18 protein-coding genes are annotated in these 15931 nt (G+C 68.7%); 11 read left to right on the top strand and 7 right to left on the bottom strand.

Annotated features, from left to right (window positions below; genetic code table 11):
* Nucleotides 1–3: 3 nt before the first annotated feature.
* Together larE and larB are read left to right on the top strand one after the other, a co-directional pair.
* Complete coding sequence (gene larE, locus AU198_RS02365) at nucleotides 4–840, top strand: ATP-dependent sacrificial sulfur transferase LarE (protein WP_064345830.1); 837 nt, start codon at nucleotides 4–6, stop codon at nucleotides 838–840.
* Complete coding sequence (gene larB, locus AU198_RS02370; RefSeq protein ID WP_064345831.1) at nucleotides 833–1504, top strand: nickel pincer cofactor biosynthesis protein LarB; 672 nt, start codon at nucleotides 833–835, stop codon at nucleotides 1502–1504. Before larE ends, larB begins: the two co-directional genes overlap by 8 nt.
* Here larB and larC read toward each other — a convergent pair.
* Both larC and AU198_RS02380 read right to left on the bottom strand, forming a co-directional pair.
* A complete protein-coding gene (gene larC, locus AU198_RS02375) occupies nucleotides 1483–2721 on the bottom strand; it encodes a nickel pincer cofactor biosynthesis protein LarC (RefSeq protein WP_231744544.1) in 1239 nt (412 codons plus the stop codon). The two genes, larB and larC, sit on opposite strands and share 22 nt — an antisense overlap.
* Before the next feature lie 9 nt (nucleotides 2722–2730).
* Nucleotides 2731–4134 (bottom strand): Nramp family divalent metal transporter, encoded by a 1404-nt coding sequence (locus AU198_RS02380; protein WP_197415991.1) that lies wholly within the window; start codon nucleotides 4132–4134, stop codon nucleotides 2731–2733.
* 187 nt (nucleotides 4135–4321) lie between these two features.
* Here AU198_RS02380 and mbhE point away from each other — a divergent pair, with 187 nt between their 5' ends.
* Genes mbhE through AU198_RS02415 form a run of 7 tightly spaced genes read left to right on the top strand, consistent with a single transcriptional unit; the run spans nucleotide 4322 to nucleotide 9990 of the window.
* Nucleotides 4322–6628 (top strand): hydrogen gas-evolving membrane-bound hydrogenase subunit E, encoded by a 2307-nt coding sequence (gene mbhE / locus AU198_RS02385; RefSeq protein ID WP_197415992.1) that lies wholly within the window; start codon nucleotides 4322–4324, stop codon nucleotides 6626–6628.
* Nucleotides 6625–7101: an MnhB domain-containing protein gene (locus AU198_RS02390; protein ID WP_197415993.1), complete on the top strand. Its 477-nt coding sequence runs from the start codon at nucleotides 6625–6627 to the stop codon at nucleotides 7099–7101. The genes mbhE and AU198_RS02390 overlap by 4 nt, the downstream gene beginning before the upstream one ends.
* Entirely contained in the window at nucleotides 7098–7484 is a 387-nt protein-coding gene (locus tag AU198_RS02395) for a sodium:proton antiporter (RefSeq protein WP_064345832.1), read from the top strand. Before AU198_RS02390 ends, AU198_RS02395 begins: the two co-directional genes overlap by 4 nt.
* Before the next feature lie 7 nt (nucleotides 7485–7491).
* Complete coding sequence (locus AU198_RS02400; protein ID WP_064345833.1) at nucleotides 7492–8889, top strand: complex I subunit 5 family protein; 1398 nt, start codon at nucleotides 7492–7494, stop codon at nucleotides 8887–8889.
* An 8-nt stretch (nucleotides 8890–8897) separates the two neighbouring features.
* Complete coding sequence (locus AU198_RS02405) at nucleotides 8898–9386, top strand: Na+/H+ antiporter subunit E (RefSeq protein ID WP_197415994.1); 489 nt, start codon at nucleotides 8898–8900, stop codon at nucleotides 9384–9386.
* A 5-nt stretch (nucleotides 9387–9391) separates the two neighbouring features.
* Nucleotides 9392–9661, top strand: a complete 270-nt coding sequence (locus AU198_RS02410) for a monovalent cation/H+ antiporter complex subunit F (protein ID WP_064346028.1) — start codon at nucleotides 9392–9394, stop codon at nucleotides 9659–9661.
* Nucleotides 9658–9990, top strand: a complete 333-nt coding sequence (locus AU198_RS02415; RefSeq protein ID WP_064345835.1) for a cation:proton antiporter — start codon at nucleotides 9658–9660, stop codon at nucleotides 9988–9990. Before AU198_RS02410 ends, AU198_RS02415 begins: the two co-directional genes overlap by 4 nt.
* A gap of 4 nt (nucleotides 9991–9994) precedes the next feature.
* Here AU198_RS02415 and ftsH read toward each other — a convergent pair whose 3' ends face one another.
* From ftsH to AU198_RS02435, 4 genes are all read right to left on the bottom strand, one after another.
* Entirely contained in the window at nucleotides 9995–11980 is a 1986-nt protein-coding gene (ftsH, locus tag AU198_RS02420; RefSeq protein WP_064345836.1) for an ATP-dependent zinc metalloprotease FtsH, read from the bottom strand.
* A gap of 61 nt (nucleotides 11981–12041) precedes the next feature.
* Complete coding sequence (locus AU198_RS02425; RefSeq protein WP_064345837.1) at nucleotides 12042–12668, bottom strand: trimeric intracellular cation channel family protein; 627 nt, start codon at nucleotides 12666–12668, stop codon at nucleotides 12042–12044.
* Nucleotides 12669–12751: 83 nt separating this feature from the next.
* Entirely contained in the window at nucleotides 12752–13504 is a 753-nt protein-coding gene (locus AU198_RS02430) for an SPW repeat domain-containing protein (protein ID WP_064345838.1), read from the bottom strand.
* A 139-nt stretch (nucleotides 13505–13643) separates the two neighbouring features.
* On the bottom strand, nucleotides 13644–14108 hold the full coding sequence (locus AU198_RS02435) for a YflT domain-containing protein (RefSeq protein WP_064345839.1): 465 nt from the start codon (nucleotides 14106–14108) through the stop codon (nucleotides 13644–13646).
* 91 nt (nucleotides 14109–14199) lie between these two features.
* Here AU198_RS02435 and AU198_RS02440 point away from each other — a divergent pair, with 91 nt between their 5' ends.
* Nucleotides 14200–14697, top strand: a complete 498-nt coding sequence (locus AU198_RS02440) for a MarR family winged helix-turn-helix transcriptional regulator (protein ID WP_197415995.1) — start codon at nucleotides 14200–14202, stop codon at nucleotides 14695–14697.
* A 55-nt stretch (nucleotides 14698–14752) separates the two neighbouring features.
* Nucleotides 14753–15355, top strand: a complete 603-nt coding sequence (gene wrbA, locus AU198_RS02445; RefSeq protein ID WP_064345841.1) for an NAD(P)H:quinone oxidoreductase — start codon at nucleotides 14753–14755, stop codon at nucleotides 15353–15355.
* Nucleotides 15356–15360: 5 nt separating this feature from the next.
* Here the strand turns inward: wrbA and AU198_RS02450 are convergent, their stop codons facing one another.
* A complete protein-coding gene (locus AU198_RS02450) occupies nucleotides 15361–15882 on the bottom strand; it encodes a DUF421 domain-containing protein (RefSeq protein WP_064345842.1) in 522 nt (173 codons plus the stop codon).
* Nucleotides 15883–15931 lie beyond the last annotated feature (49 nt).

Here is a 15931-nt window from a genome sequence, read left to right on the forward strand (position 1 = left end):
GGCATGGTGTTCGGGGACGACCAGGCGGGAGTCGACCGGGTGACGGCGCAGCTGGACGGAATCGGCCGACTCGGTGTGGCGTACTCGGGCGGGGTGGATTCGGCGACACTGCTCGGGCTCGCGATCCGCGCGCTGGGGCCGTCCCGCGTGCTCGCGGTCATCGGCGTCTCGCCCAGCCTCGCCGACGACGAACGCGCGGCCGCTCACGATGTCGCGCGCTTTCTCGGCGCATCGGTGGTGGAGGTCGAGACCCGCGAGGGGGAGCGCCCCGAATACCGGGCCAACGGCCCGGATCGCTGCTATCACTGCAAGGACGAGCTGTTCACCCGCATCGGCAGCGAGGTGTGCGAGCGTCATGGGCTCGACGCCATCGCCTACGGTGAGAACGCCGATGACGTTGTCCGGCAAGACCGTCCAGGTGCGCGAGCCGCGGTCGAGCATCGTGTGCTGCGTCCTCTCGCCGACGCGGGACTCGACAAGGCGGCGGTGCGCCGCATCGCGCGGGTGATGTCGCTGCCGTGTGCCGACAAACCGGCCCGGCCGTGCCTGGCGTCCAGGATCCCGCACTACGAGCCCGTGACCGCGCAGAAGCTGGCGCAGATCGAGAGCGCTGAAAGACAGTTGTTCCGACTGGGATTCGACGATTGCCGAGTCCGCCACCACGGTGACGTCGCCCGAGTTGAACTGCCCCAGGCCGACATCGGCCGCGCGACCGGCGAGCTGCGCACGCAGGTACACCACGCCGTCACGTCGGCGGGCTTCCGCTTCGTGGCCGTGGACCTGGCGGGGATCCAGTCCGGCGCCTTCACCGTCCCGCTCATGGTCGTTCGCGGTGACTGACGAACCCGACGCGCCCGATACCGTCGCCGAGCTGGACCTCGACCGCGCCCGGCGTCGCGGCTACCCCGAAGCCGTTCTGTGCCAAGGCAAAACGCCGGAACAGGTCCGTGCCATCGCCGCGGCACTGCGCGAGCACGGCGCCCGCGCGTTGTTCACCCGCGCCACACCCGAACATGCCCGGGCCGTCCGAGCCGAACTGCCCGACGTCTTCTGCGCCGACGAGTGCGGCCTGCTGGCGTGGCCGGCGCAGCCGCCGCAGCCGGTCGGAGGCCTGGTGCTCGTCGTCGCCGCGGGCACCGCCGATCACGCTGTCGCACGCGAGGCACTGCTGACCGCGCGCCATCTCGGCAGGCCGGCCGAGCTGATCATGGACGTCGGCGTCGCGGGGCTGCACCGGGTGCTCGCCAAGCAGGAGGCGCTTCGCGCGGCCCGCGTGATCGTCGTCGTCGCCGGCATGGACGGAGCCCTCCCCGCGGTCGTCGCGGGTCTGGTCAGCGCACCGGTGGTGGCCGTGCCGACCTCCACCGGGTACGGCGCCGCGTTCGGCGGGTTGGCGGCGTTGCTGGGCATGCTGAACAGCTGTGCGCCTGGTGTGGGTGTGGTCAACATCGACAACGGTTATGGCGCAGGTCATTTGGCGGCTCAGATCGCGGCCCCGGCCTGAGGGTCGCCACCGACCGGCCATGGCGCTCCACGCCGCAGTCCGCGCGAGGCGGCCGCCGCGATCGCCTCCTCGAGAACCTGCCGCACCGGCACCGCGCGCTGCTGTGCCAGCGCCGCCGCGTCGTCGAACTCGGGAGTGGCCACGTCCACGGTCCCGCCCCGCAACCCGATCTTGACCCGGATCGAGCCGCCCTCGACGGTGACCGGAACCACGACGCGCTCCAGTGCGGTCCGGTGCACCGGAGCTTCGCGGACACCCAAAGTCCCTGTGAGAGCGAAGATCTCCGAGCGCAGCGTATCGCGCTTGTCCTCGGCTGCCAGCGCGCAGAGGGTGTGCGCGGGTCGACCCTTTTTCATCACGATCGGCACCAGCCACGCGTCCGCCGCGCCCGCGTCGAGGAGCGCGGTGAGCGTGGACGGCCACACGCGCGGGTCGATGTCGTCGACGTTGGTTTCCAGCACCCACATCGTCGACATCGCGGCGTCGGATTCCTGTTCGCCGAGGACGGCACGCACCACGTTGGGCCGGCCCGCCACGTCGCGGCTTCCGGCACCCACGCCCACCGCCGTCACCGTCATCTCGGGTATGGGGCCGCACCGCGCCGCCAACCCTCGGATCAGGGCCATCCCGGTCGGCGTGGCCAGTTCACCCTCACCGCCGGAGGACACCTGCCAGCCGCGGGACAACTCGAGCACCGCGGGTGCGGGCACGGGCAACTCGCCGTGGGCGGCGTTCACCCGCCCGGATCCGAGCGCGACCGGGCTTGCGGTCACCTCGGTGACACCCAGGTCGGCCAACGCGGCGCACACGCCGACGACGTCGGCGATCGCGTCCCACGAGCCCACCTCGTGGAACGTCACCTCGTCGGTGGGCACCCCGTGGACGCGCGCCTCGGCGTCGGCGAGCAGAGCGAACACCGCCAGCGCGGACTCCCGGATACCGATGGTCAACGGTGCCCGTTCGAGCAGTAGGCGGATGTCGGCCCAGCGGCGGTGCGGGTGGTCGTGCGCGCGGCTGGTGACCTGCGCGCGGACGGCCCGCAGACCGGCGCGACGGGTGGTGTGGGTACCGATCTCCACCTCACCGGGAACGACGGCGGCCACGGCGCGCTGCACCGACGGCAGCGCGGCGCCCGCGTCGACCAGCGCACCGAGCAGCATGTCGCCGGCGACTCCCGCGGTCGCGTCGATCCAGGCGCGGCGGCCGGCAGTCGTCACCGGGCCCCGTCAGAACATGTCGTAGAGCGAGATCGCCCCGACCGCGAAGATCGCGATGGCGGAGACGACCAGATAGACGGTGAACATCCGGCCGTCCTTGATCCGCGGGTCGGTCTCCCTGAACGAGAGGTACAGGCTAGCCACCGAAACAGCCACCAGGTACAGGGCGTTGAGGATGCCGCCGAGGATCACCAGTGCCAGCGGCGAGGCGGCCACCACCCCGAGCACACCCCACAGGATCGGCTGGACCACCATCAGGCCGCGCAGCCACCGGTCGCGGGACGTCGAGTCCTTCCAGTCAAAGACGCCGAACACCGCGATCGCGTTGGCGACCTGCCTGCTGAGGCTGGGGACGTTGGCCAGGATCGTCTTGTACAGCGCCAGCGCGGCGAACGCCAGGAACACGACGCCGACCCAGTCGCCCACGGTGTCGGTGAAGATCCGTGAGATCGTCGTCAGCACTTCGTTTCCGGCGGGCACCAACCCCTGCGGATTCAGCACCGCCGCGCCGAGGATGTAGAACGACGCGGTCGAGGTGGTGTAGATGACCCAGGCGACCCAGACGTCCTTCTTCATCACCGAGATCCAGCCGCGCGCCCGCCGTACCCAGGCCTCGGATCCGTCGTTGGGGCCGGTCCAGGCGGCGTAGCCCTTCTCCACACACCAGAACGAGTACGACGTGATCTCGCCGGCTCCGACGCCGGTGAGGCCGAACATCGCCAGCGCGACTCCCATGGTCCCTGCGGCGAGTTGGAACTGCATGCCACCGGCCAGGTCCGAGATGCTCCACGCGAACGGGGTGGCCTGGATGCCGAACACCAGGACGACCACCGCCGCGGTGACGATCACGACCAGGACCGTCGACACCTTCTCGACGATCCCGTACCGGTTCGCGATGTGGATGGCGATGGCGACCACCACCATCACCAGCACCCAGAAGCCGACCGATGCGGTGCTCGGCGAGTCGCCCCCGATCGGCACCAGCAGCGACAGTGCGAGGCCCGCGGCGCTCAACACACCGGCCTGACTGGTCAGGAACTGCAGGAACATCAGCACCGCAAGGTAGGAGACCCAGCCGCGCTTGAGGAACCGCGGCGGCACCCGGTTGTAGCCCTCGATGGCCGACTGCCCGGTGGAGATCGACCAGCGGGCCACTTCGATCTGAACGGCCACCTTGACGAACGTCGAGACGAAGACCAGCCACAGCAGCAGGAAGCCCACTTCGGCGCCCAGAGTCGTGGCGGTGATCAGCTCACCGGAGCCCACCACGGCGGCGCTGGTGATCATCCCCGGCCCGAGGAAGCGGACGCTCGGTCCCCAACCCTTCGGCGGCTCTTTGATTTTCGCGGGGTCCAAGGCGTAGGGGTCGCCGATCGCGGCGGGCGCGCCGATCGGCTCGGAGGCTGTCGCCAAGGCCAACTCCTCGTCACGCGATCGTGAGATCGCTGGGGCGGTGATTGCCGGTACCTGGACACTAGTTCGTCGGACTGCCGTCGCGGTGGGGTTTGCCCGCGTAGATTCCGGCGGCGCGGGTAATGATGATGAGGCGATGTAAGCGGTACCGCCCGGAGTCCGTCCGTCCGTCGACGAGGAGCACCTCGTGGCCAAAACCTCCAGCAGCGGGGGGATCGGTGTCGCGTCGAACCGTCCGCGGATGCCGCTGGACTGGCAGGGATGGGCGTCGGGCGCGATCGCGCTCGTCGGGTTCGTGCTCTGCCTGTGGGGGTGGCTCGCGGGCGGCGGGTCGTTCACGGTGTCGTGGGTGCCGTCGCTGGACCTGCATCTGAGCTTCTCGTTCGACGGTCTGGCCGCCCTGTATTCGATGCTGGCGTGCGGCATCGGTGCGCTCGTGTTCTGGTACGGGACCGGGTACCTGTCATTGCACCTGGCGCACGAAGGCCGGCCGGCGCGGGAGCGGTGGCGGTTCTGGCCGTGGATGGTGCTGTTCGCCGTGTCGATGGTCGGGTTGGCCACCGCGCAGGATCTCGTGCTGTTGTTCGTCTTCTTCGACATCACGGCGATCTGCTCGTACTTTCTGATCGGGTTCGACCGGGGCGAACAGAAGGCGCGTCGAGCGGCGCTGATGGCGCTGGTGATCACGGTCGCCAGCGCCGTGGCGATGCTGATCGCCGCGGTGCTGTTGTACGCGGGTTACGGAACCTTCTCGATTCCGGTGTTGCTCGAGCGGGTCGAGCCCGGGACGACGACGACAGTCGCCGCGGTGCTGCTCGCAGTGGCGGCCCTGGCCAAGAGCGCGCAGGTGCCGCTGCACTTCTGGTTGCCCAAGGCGATGGCGGCGCCGACGCCGGTCTCGGCCTATCTACATTCGGCGGCGATGGTGGCGGCGGGCGTGCTCGTGCTGGGCCGGGTACATCCGCTGCTGGCGCGCAGCGACGTCGTGCTGACCGGCCTGTTCGTCGTCGGCGTCGCATCCATCGTCGTCGGAGGGGTGCTCGCGCTGGGTCAGGACGTTCTCAAGCAGGTGCTGGCCTACTCGACGATCTCGCAGTACGGCTACGTCGTGATGCTCTACGGCATCGGCGGCGGGGCCGCGGCGGGCGCGGCCGCGTTCTACGTACTGGCGCACGGTGTGGCCAAGAGCGCGCTGTTCATGACCGCGGGCGCGGTGACGATGGCGACGGGGGAGGATCGACTGTCCCGGCTCGGTGGGCTGGGCCGGCGCCAACCCGTGCTCGCCGTTGCGGCCGGTATCGCGGCCGCGAGCCTGGCGGGGCTGCCCCTGACGGCCGGGTTCTTCAAAGACGAACTCTTCTTCGACGCCGCCGGTGCGGCCGGAGCGGTACCGACCGCGCTCGCCATCCTTGCGGCGGTACTCACCCTGACGTACATCGGCCGCTTCTGGATGATGCTGTTCCTGGGCCCGACCCGGGCACAGCCGCGGGCGGTGTCTGTCGTCCTCACCGCACCCGTCGTCGTCCTTGCGGTGGTCAGTGTGGCCGGAGGGCTGGTGCCGCAGCTGGCCAGCGGACTGGCCGCGGACGCCGGCTCGGTCACCAACGCCGCCCCGGTGCACCTGTCGCCGGCCTACCATCTCGACGCGCGCCCGGCGAACCTGATGGCGCTGAGCGTATGGGCGCTGGCGGCGGTGCTGCTCGCCACGCCCCGGGTGCGCGGCAGCCTGGCGCGGGCTCTGGCCCGGGCGGGCGAACGCGCGGGGTCGCTGCGCATTTACACCAGAAGCCTTCGCGCGCTGGGGCGTATCTCTGCTGCCATCCACGACCGGGAGGTGCGCGATCTGCGCAGCAGCGTCGCAGCCGTGCTCGTGCCCGCGGGCGTGCTGACCGCGTTGGCGTTCGCGGTGACGCCGACGGCCGGCGAGTACGCGGTGGGCGCGGTACGCGGAAGCGACTGGCTGATCCTGCCGCTGCTGGGGCTGGTCGCCATCGCCACACTGGCGACCGCCCGGATCGGCACGCGGGTCGGGATGGTGCTGGCGCTGTCAGTGGTCGGATTCGCGCTGGCCGCCGTCTACGCCCTGGTTGCGGCACCCGACATCGCGCTGGTGGCGGTCCTGGTCGAGACGATGATCACTCTGGTCTTCATCGCCGCGTTCAACCGGTTGCCCAAACGGGTCCCGTCCAGCGGCCCGGTCGAGCCGACGCCGCCGAACCGCGCGGAGCGGATTCGTCAGTGGCGCAACGTGATTGCCGGTGGGGTCGCGGGTATCGCTGCGTTCGTCAGCATCTGGGGATTCCTGTCCGCGCCGACGCAAATGTCCGGGGTGGCCGAGGAGTACATCCGGCGCACGCCGAGCGCACACGGCGAGGACGTCGTCACCGTGATCATCAGCGATTTCCGCGGCCTGGACACGCTCGGGGAGATCACCGTGCTGCTGGTCGCCGTCGTCGGGGTGGCGACTCTGCTGCGGAGAGGCAGACTCTGGTGAGGCGGACGAGCGTGGTGTTGCGGGTGGTGGCGCGGCTTCTGCTCGGGCCCAGCATCATGGTGGCGGCCGCGCTGATCGTCAAGGGTTACACCGACGTCGGCGACGGCTTCGCCGCCGGTATGGTGGTCGCGCTCGCAATTGCCTTGTGCTACGTGGCTTTCGGAGCCACCGACGCCGAGCGCCTGTTGCCCCCGCTCCGATACTCACCGCACTGTGCGGTCGGCGGGCTGCTCTTGTCGCTGGCCGTCGGGTTCTTCCCGGTGCTGTACAACGCGCCGTTGTTCAGCCATGAACCCGGCCCCGGTGAACGCGTCACCACGTTCGGATCGTTGGAGTTGTTCACGCCGTTGATCTTCGACCTCGGCATATTCCTTCTCGTCGTGGGCGTGATGACGGTGTTGCTCCACCAGATGGCCGAACCCGATGCCCACGCCACCGATACCGCCGACGACGGAAGGGATAAGGAGTCGTGACCCTGGCGTTCGCCGTCGCCGCGGCCATGCTTTTCGGTTGCGGCGCTTACCTTCTCCTGCAACGCGACCTGATCCGCATCGTCGTCGGCGTCGCGCTCGTCTCGCAGTCCGCCGTGGTGACGCTCATCGGCGCCGGGCTGTCACGCGGGCGGGCTCCGATCGACCCCCCGGCCGGCGCACCGGTCAGCGATCCGGTGCCCCAGGCGCTGGTGCTGACCGCGCTGGTCATCGGGTTGGCGACCCTGGCGTTGCTGCTCGCCCTCGTGCACCGCGCGGTCATCGCCTCGCGCACAGCGCATCACGACGAACTCGCCGCCCAGGAGATCGCGCACGACGAGGTACTCGAGCGCGACCGTCGACGCGACAGCAGTGAGATGACGTGATGCGCTGATGTCGGTCTCGCTGTCGCTGTCGCTGGCCCTGCTCATCCCGTGGGCGACGGGTGCGGTGCTCGTTGCGTTGGACGGTCGGCGCCGCTGGGTCGCGTGGTCGGCGGTGGCCGCACTGGCGGCGACGTTGACCGTGCTCGCCGTCCTCACCGTGCAGGTGGTGACCGACGGCGGACGGCAGTTGACGACCGGCGGCTGGCCGGCCGGAGTGGGCATCGTGCTGAATGCCGACGCGCTCGGGGCCACGTTCGCGCTGATCTCGGTTCTCGTGCTGCTCGTCGCGGCCTGCAACGAAGCCATCGTCGGCGTGCGGAACCGCACCTTTCCCGGGTTGGTGGTGCTGCTGGCGGCAGGCCTGACGGGGCTGTTCTTCACCGGCGACGTGTTCAACTTCTATGTCTTCTTCGAGATCTCGATGATGGCGTCTTACGCTCTGGCCACCTACGGCGGCGGTGCCCGTCAGCTGCGCGCGGCGCTGATCTTCGCCTCGGTGAACCTGCTGGGGTCGTTCTTGTTCCTGATCGCGGTCGCGGGAACGTACCGCATCACCGGTGCGTTGGCGATGGCCGACGTCGCTGAGCGCATCCACGGCGTCGGCGCCAACGCGACATTGCTGGTTGCGGTCGGCTACTTCGTCGCGTTCAGCGTCAAACTCGGGCTCTTCCCGTTCCATTTCTGGCTGCCGACGGTGTACGCGGGAACCCGGCCCGCCGTGGCCGCCATCCTCAGCGGCGCGGTCGCCAACATCGGCGGCTATGGACTTCTGCGCTTCGGCGCCGGAATCTTCGGCGAGGAACTGCGGTTCGCGGCGACCGCACTCGTGGTGCTCGGTGTCGCGTCGATCCTCTACGGCGGGGTGGTCTCGGTGTCGCGCGGTGACATCGGCGAGACGCTGGCCTACTCGGCGATCGGACAGGTCGGCTACGTCCTCGTCGCGCTCGGCGTGGGCGGTCCGATCGGGCTCGCCGCGGCCGTCCTCTACAGCGTGGTCAACGCGCTCAACAAGGGACTGCTGTTTCTGGCCGACGGACTGCGTGGGCCGATGGTGGCCGCCGCGTTCGCGATCGGAGCATTCAGTGTCGCCGGCGTGCCACCGGCGCTCGGTTTCGTCGGCAAGCTCGAGTTGTTCCGCACCGCGATCGCCGCCGACAGTGCGGCCCTGGTCGTACTGCTCCTCATCGGCAGCGTGCTGTCGTTGGTCTACATGTTCCCCAGCTACCAGCGGCGGTTCTGGCGCACCGATCTCACGCCCGCCGAACCCGTTGCGGTGAGCCCTGTTTCGGCGCGCACCTTGGTGGCCGCCTTCGCTCTTCTCGTCGTGGTCACGGGCTTGTGGCCCGAGCCGTTACTGATCCTCAGCAACACCGCCGCCGAAGTCCTCACCGGGAGGTCCACATGATTGCCGCGATGGTCCGGATCGTCTTGCTGACCGCCGTCTACCTGATGGTGCTCAGCAGCGTCGAGCCCGCCGACATTCTCATCGGGGCGCTGCTCGCGACCCTGATCGTGCTGGCGGGAACCGCCATGCGGAAACAGGGCTGGCAGCCGGACCGGCCGGCCGGCACGACGCCGTGGCGCCGGATGGCCGGGGTGCCCGCGCTGATCGGCGTCACGGTGCTCGACATGTGCCGCGCGAGCTGGACGGTGTCGCGGCACTGTCTGGGCCTGCGGCCGATGGCGCCCGGTCAGGTGACGATGACGATCCGTCCCGGCTCACCGGCGTCGGCGACGGCCTGGGCGATACGCGTCGGGCTCTCGCCGGACACCGTCGTCGTCGACGTCGACGACGAGAAGGGCACGCTGGTGTTGCACGTCCTGGACGCCCGCGACCCCGACGCCATCCGTCGCGAGCAGACCGTTTCCTACGAGCGCGCGCAGCGCCGCGTCTTTCCGTGATCGCCATGCCCACCGTGTTGCTCGTCGTCGCCCTGATCTGGACCACCCTGCTGACCGTCGCGGGAGGACTGTTACTGCTGCGGGCGCGCGATGTGCTCCAACGCGTCATCGCACTGGACCTGCTGGCGGTGCTCCTGGTGGCGCTGCTGGCGTTGGTCAGCTATCTGCGCGACGTGCCCTACTACCTGAACGCGGCGGTGGCGCTCGCGTTGCTCGCGTTCGTCGCGACCGTCGCGACCGCGCGCTACCTCGGATCCGGAGGGCCGTTCGAGTGATCTCCCTGGTGCTCGACATCGTCGGTGCGGCGCTGCTGTTCGCGGGACTGGTGCTGCTGACGGTCAGTGTCTACGGATTGCTGCGGATACCGGACACCTTGAGCCAGTTGCACGCCCAGGGCCTGGCCACCGGTCCCGGAGTGATCGCGGTGCTGGCGTCCTCGATCGCCACCGAGAACGCCGCGATCATCGCGTTCGCGATTCTGGCCATCGCCTTCATGGTGGCTTCCTCGCCGGCCGCCGGTCACGCCATCGCCCGCTCCGCCGACCGTCGCAGCCAACCTGCGCGCGAGCCACGCGACGAACCGGACGGCGAGCGCGACGTCTGAGAGGTCACACCGTTGCGGTGGCCGCCCTGGAGATGCCGGCGGCCTCGTACACCTGGGCCTCGTCGAGGGTCTCCTGGGCAAGCAACTCCGCGACGATGCCCTCGAGCCGCCGCCGATTGTCGCGCAATAACCGCCGTGCCTCGACGTAGCACTCGTCGATGAGTCGACGGATTTCCTGGTCGACGGCGCCGAGCATCGAGTCCGAGACGCCACCCATCCGCGGGTCGCCTTCCCTGGGCAGCACCGATACCGGGCCGATCCGCTCGGACATGCCCCATCTTCCGACCATGCTGCGGGCGACCGTGGTGGCCGTCTCGAGGTCGCTTTCAGAACCCGTGGTCACCACCCCGAAAATCTCCTCTTCCGCGGCCATCCCGCCCAGGGCGCCGATGATGCGCCCGCGCAGATAGTCGGCGGTGTATCCGTAGCGGTCCTCCTCCGGCGTGGACCAGGTGACGCCCAGCGCGTGGCCACGCGGAATGATCGACACCTTGCGCACCGGGTCGGCACCCGGTTGCAGCATGCCGAGCAACGCGTGTCCGGCCTCGTGATAGGCCGTGCGACGACGTTCCTCCTCGGAGACCACCACGTTGCGGGCAGTCCCGAGTTGGACCTTCTCCAGAGCGTCGGACAGGTAGCGGTCCGTCACGTGGGTCAGCCCGTCGCGGGCGGCGGCCAACGCCGCCTCGTTGACGAGGTTGGCCAGGTCCGCGCCGGTCATGCCGGGTGTCGCGGCGGCCACCTTGTCGAGGTCGACGTCGTCGGCGAGCGGCACCGAGCGGGTGTGCACCCGCAGAATGGCGACGCGGCCCTTGCGGTCGGGCGGGTTGACGGTGACCGTGCGGTCGAACCGCCCCGGCCGCAGCAGCGCCGGGTCCAGGACATCGGGGCGGTTCGTCGCGGCGAGCACCACCACTCCCTCGGATCCGCTGAAACCGTCCATCTCGGTGAGGATCTGGTTGAGCGTCTGCTCGCGTTCGTCGTGCCCGCCGACGCTGGCACCGCCGCCGCGCGACCGGCCGATGGTGTCGATCTCGTCGATGAAAATGATCGACGGGGCGACCTTGCGGGCCTCCTCGAACAGTTCCCGCACCCGGGAGGCGCCGACGCCGACGATCATCTCGATGAACTCGGCGCCACTGGCGGAGAAGAACGGGACGTTCGCTTCGCCGGCGGTCGCCCGCGCAAGCAGCGTCTTACCGGTGCCCGGTGGGCCGGTCAGCAGCACACCTTTGGGCACCTTGGCGCCGAGCTTGCGGTACTTCTCCGGTTGGCGCAGATAGTCGACGATCTCGTTGATCTCGGCCTTGACCTCGTCGATGCCTGCGACGTCATCGAAGGTGGCCCGGACCGTTTCCGGGTCGACGGGCTCACGCTTGCGCGAGTTCACGCCGAACAGTCCGCCGCCGCCGCCGGCCCCCATCTTCTGGGCGCGCTTGAACAGCCAGAACCAGAACCCGAACAGCAGCAGGATCGGGGCGAAGGACAGCAGCAGGTTCCAGAAGATCCCGCGGTCGGTGCTCAGCGGTTCCGCCGAAACCGTGGCGCCGCCCTGCTCCAACTGGGTGAGCAAGTCGTCCTGGGCGTACGTCGGACGTTCGGTGGTGAACTGCTCGTAGGTCTTTGACGAGTCATCTTGACCCGGAATGGGTTTGGCCTCACGCAGGGTGCCCTGGATGGACTCGCCCTGGGAGAAGACCTCGGCGACGTTGCGCTGCTCCACTTGTGTGGTGAACTCCGTATACGGCACCGTGACCGGACCGCCCAGCGAGTCCTGGAATGACAGCAGCCCGAATACCGCCAGATAACCGAGACCGAGGTACATCAGCACGATCCACCAGCGCGGCCGCGGACGGTTCCCGCCGTCGTCCTCGCTCTGGTTGGGCAGCCCCTCCGTGCGCCACGGTTTGGGGTCCTCGATCTTCGACGGCCTCGATGCCGCGGACGATTCGCGTCTGCGCTCTCCGTTTGCGCGCCCTGACTGTGTCACCGTATCCAAGCTAGCCGGATCTCCCGCCTTCGATAAGGGGCCGAGGTCCTTCGCGGCGGCGTCAACGTTGCCAGGGGGGCCGTGGGGCGTTGATATCGAACCGCACCCCGACCATGCGGATCACGAAGCACACGGCCGCGGCGCCCAGGGTCGCCGCGATGTTTTGGACGCCCAGGCCGTAGAGCAGCGCAGCAGCGGCTGCGCCGATCATCGCCGGAATCGCGTAGAGCTCGCTGCGGAACACCGTGGGTACCTGCCCGATCGCCATATCGCGGATGGTCCCGCCGCCCACGGCGGTGATGGTGCCGACGACGACCGCCTGCAGCACGCCGAAGTCGAGGTTCAGCGCCTTGTACGCGGCAAGCACCGCGAACACGCTCAACCCCACGGCATCGGCGACGGTGATGGGCATGGTGAATCGCTCGAGAACGGGGCTGAGCGCGAACGCGATCGCGCCGCCGCCCGCTGCCACGGCCAGGTAGCGCCAGTCGACGAAGGTCGCCGGCGGAAGCGAATCCAAGAGGATGTCGCGGATGACGCCACCGCCCAGACCGGTGAGCATGCCGACCGTCACGACGCCGAAGATGTCCAGACGCGTTGCGCGCAGCGCGACCAGCGCACCGTTGAGAGCGAACGCGAACGTGCCGATGAGGTCGAGCACCAGCAGCAGAGGCGTTTCGGTCGACATTGCTTGGTGTATACCCGAGCCGGTGCCGGTATCGCAGGACGCTGTCGAGGCGGCCCCGACCGGGCTGGCGGCAGAGGCGTCGGTCAGCGGGCCTCGGTGATGTTGCGGCTTGCAGGGGCGGCGGCATCGGACGACTCACCGGTGAGGTAGCCGGCGACACCGAGCGCGGTCAGCAACGCACCGGACAGCCAAGCCGTCCAGCCCGCGGACTCTCCGGAGAACCTGACCACCCACGGTGACAGGAAGAGCGCGAATCCCACGACGGCAAGCGTCAGATAGTCGCGCGTCGGGTCGACGGCCAGCAGCGACCACAACCCGATCACCGCTGCCATGCCGCTCAGGCCGATGATGACGATGATGCCGACGGTCGAGGAGCGCACGACCGTTGCGGCCAGTACCGCGGTCCCAAGGCCGACGACCAGGGCGAGCCTGCCGATCCAGCCGGAGAAGCGGCGGCGCCCACCGGGATCCGCCGGGTGCGCTCCAGGGGCGACGAGACCGGCCGGTGGTGTCGAGCGCAGCCAACCCACGCCGCCGAGCACCATCGCGACGAAGCCCGCGACCCAGGCGGTCCACGCGGCGCCGCGGTCGCTGACGAACGCCTCGCCGAGGAACGGCAGCAGGAACGTCATCACGCCCACCACCAGCAGTCCGAAGTAGTCGGGCGCCCGGTTGCGCACCAGTAGCGACAACAGGGCGAAGAACGCGATGAACGCGCCGAAGCCGAAGGTCAGGCCGGCGCCGACGTCGGTGTCGGTGGCCACCAGGGACGCGATCACCGCACCCACGCCCACCGCCAGGGCCACGGCGCTGATCAAGGTCTGTGGTTTGGTCACGTGACCACCCAACCGGTGGCCTCGAGGACATATCGGGTCATATTCGTGTCCTTTCTCCTCTAGATCGCTTCGAGATCAGGGGGTGCCGCCGCCGAAGGGCTACCCCCGGCGGTTCGGCACAAACCGGTCGTCGAGCGGTTCAGATCCCGTCGGCGATGCGAACGGCCTCGTCGAAGTAGGGGGCGTCGACCTGCACCGTGTAACTCTTGGCCACGAGGCCCGAGATGCTCGAGAAGTCACGCCGGCCACCGGTGGTCCAGTGCGCGATGAAGCCGAAGACACCGCCCCAGAAGGCGCCGATCAACAGGCTGCCCAGCAGCGTCAGCAACACACCGGTCGGGACGAGCACGAAGAGGCTGAAAAGCAGCCCGAACAGTAGACCGAATCCGGCCCCCGCCGCGGCGCCTGTCAGCGTGGCCTTGCCATTGGTCATCCGGCCGGTCACCTGCTCGATGCTGTCGACGCCGTGGCCGATGATGCGCACACGTTCGACGGGGAAGCCCTCGTCCGACAGTCGATCCACCACACGCTGCGCCTCCTCGTAGGTCGGGTACACGCGCAGCACCATCGACTCCAGCGGGTTTCTGTTCAACGTCGCTGTCATGAAACTCTCCTATCTGATCTAGTTGGTTGGTACTACCCAACTATAGTATGTTTGGTTGGTAGATACCAACTATTAGGCAGGTGTGGACGCGGTGGCCAAACACGAAGAGGGCGAAGACCGGGCCGTGTACGAGGCGATCAGGCAGATCGCGCGGTGGTCCAACCGCCCCGATGCGCGCGCCGCGCTGCTCGGACGGGCCGGACAGGATTTCTCGCCGATCGACGTGGATCTGTTGCGCGCCATCGTCTCCAGCGGTCCGGTGCGGATCTCCGACCTCGCTCATTGGCAGGGCGTGGACAAGTCCACGATGTCATTGCAGGTTCGAAGGCTCGAACAGCGTGATCTGATCCGCCGGCGCCCGGATCCCGCCGACCAACGGGCCGCACTGCTCACCGCGACCGCCAAGGGGCGCCGGACCTGTCAACGCATGGACGTCGCGGGCACCGATGTCGTCGCGCGCGCATTCGCGCACTGGCCCGAAGGCGACCGGCGGGACCTCGCCACGCTTTTGGTCCGGTTCGCCCGAGACCTCACGTCGTCGGGCGAGATCCCGCGAGCGGCTGCGTCGGCGCGCAGCACCGTGGATTAGACGGCGGTGAAAGAGGAACCCTCATCAATCACACATCGATCGGAAGGAGCCAATCATGGTGAAACTGTCAGTGATCTACTACTCCGCGACGGGGCACGGCACCGCGATGGCGCGCACCGTTGCCGAGGCCGGGGAGAAGGCCGGCGCCGAGGTCCGGTTCCGCCCTGTCGCCGAAACCCGCGATCCCCAGTCGTTCGCGAACAACCCCGCCTGGTCGGCCAACTACGAAGACACCAAGGACCTTCCGTCGGCGACGGGGGACGATATCGTGTGGGCCGACGCGGTGATTTTCGGCTCACCGACCCGATTCGGTTCTCCCGCAGCGCCTTTCCGCACCTTCATCGACACGCTGGGTGGGCTGTGGGCACAGGGCAAGCTCGCCGACAAGGTCTACGCCGGGTTCACGTCGTCGCAGACCGCGCACGGTGGCCAGGAGACCACGTTGATCAACCTCTACGTGACGCTGATGCACTTCGGCGGCATCATCGTTCCGCCCGGGTACACCAACGAGCTCAAGTTCGCCGATGGAAACCCGTACGGCGTCAGCCACATCACCGGACCGGACAACAAGTCCCCCGTCAACGATGCCGTCAACGCCGCACTCGAGCACATGACCCAACGGGTGATCGCCGTCGCCGACCGCCTGGCGGACCGGTAGAGAAATCAGAGCGCCTCGGGCTTCTCGACGGGTCCGTTCTCGGCGCCGTCCCGCCGCAGCACGCTGATCATTCCGTTGGGTTCGAGATAAGCCCGCTGTACGCCTTCGACGTCGGAAATCCCATGCAGTCGCAGCTGCGACTCGATTTCGTCGCGCCTCATGAACTCGCGACGCATGGTATGGCGGTTCAGCTTCCCGTCACGGATCAGTGGTTTGGGATGCGCCTTGACGACGCGGGCGAACAACGGAAACCGGTACGCGATGGCATCGACCGCCACGCTCCAGAACAGGATCGTGACGATCACGACGAAACTGTCGATGAGTGTCGTCTCGTCTGTGTACAGCGCCGGCGCCGCGGCTTCGGCGACCAGCACGATGATTAGCACGTCGGTGATGCCAAGGCCCCCGGACTCGCGCTGGCCGACGATCCGCATCAGGACGAGCAGCGCGAGAAAGGTGACGGTGCCGCGCAGGACACCGTCGAGCAAGGGGACGGCGGGAACGAAAAACGACTGCCAGTCAGACATCACGGATCCCCTTCGCGTTCGGTTTCGGCTTGGCTTTCGAGGACTACCC

Source organism: Mycobacterium sp. GA-1199 (assembly GCF_001500045.1).
Lineage (GTDB): Bacteria > Actinomycetota > Actinomycetes > Mycobacteriales > Mycobacteriaceae > Mycobacterium.